The following is an 800-nucleotide window of genomic DNA, read 5'->3' as shown; positions in this document are numbered from 1 at the left end:
AGTCAAAAGACGGCGGCGATGAGGGGTGGTGTGGCGTGGGGGCGGGTTGGTCGGGGCCGGGTTCGTGTGGGTGGCGGCTGTCTTCGCCTCATCCGCGCGCCCTGGTCGTCGTAGAGGACGGGTCCGCTTGGGTGGCGGAGGAGCGCGGCGAGCGGGCGATCCGATAGGGGTTCGCGGGCGTGCCGGGGCTGGAGTTCGACCCGGGGCCGGGGCCGGTCCGCGGCGGGGGTTCGGTCGGCCTCCGTATCCGCCCGGTCGCTCCCGCTCTGCCCGCCTCCGCATCCGTCGTTGTCACCGCCCCGTGCTCCTGTGCCATGCGCTGCGTCATTGTCGTTTCCGTTGCGGCGCTGTGGGAGTGGCGCCGAACGTGAGTGTCTTGTCATCGTGTGGGTGATGACAGTAGGGGTGGCTGGGTGTCATTATTGAGTTACGCACAGGGACAGGAAATCTGGACAGGTGTCGGGTGGGTGTAGCGCAGACTAAGCCAAGCCTCTGGCCGACTCGATCTTCCTGACAGGTTTCGACACGGCGATACCAGGTTCGCTGGTACCGGATCGGTGTCATCTCGGAGCGGCCGCAGGGTCGTTGCAGTGCTATCGGGTCCGCAGCTGTCCGTTCCTTCTGCGAAGGGCGTGATTGGGTGGAGATCGTCCGGTCGGGATCACCCTGGCCGGGGGGCGGTGTCTGGAACGAGGCACGACAAGCGAGGCGTAGGGGTGGTGTGCCCGGGTGCATGTGCTGCACGGGGAACCGACTGTCCAGTGGGAAGGTCCTTTATCGCAGACCGACACACATGAGGT

Source organism: Glycomyces paridis, assembly GCF_004912155.1.
GTDB classification, from domain to species: domain Bacteria; phylum Actinomycetota; class Actinomycetes; order Mycobacteriales; family Micromonosporaceae; genus Glycomyces; species Glycomyces paridis.
This window is presented reverse-complemented; position numbering follows the sequence as displayed.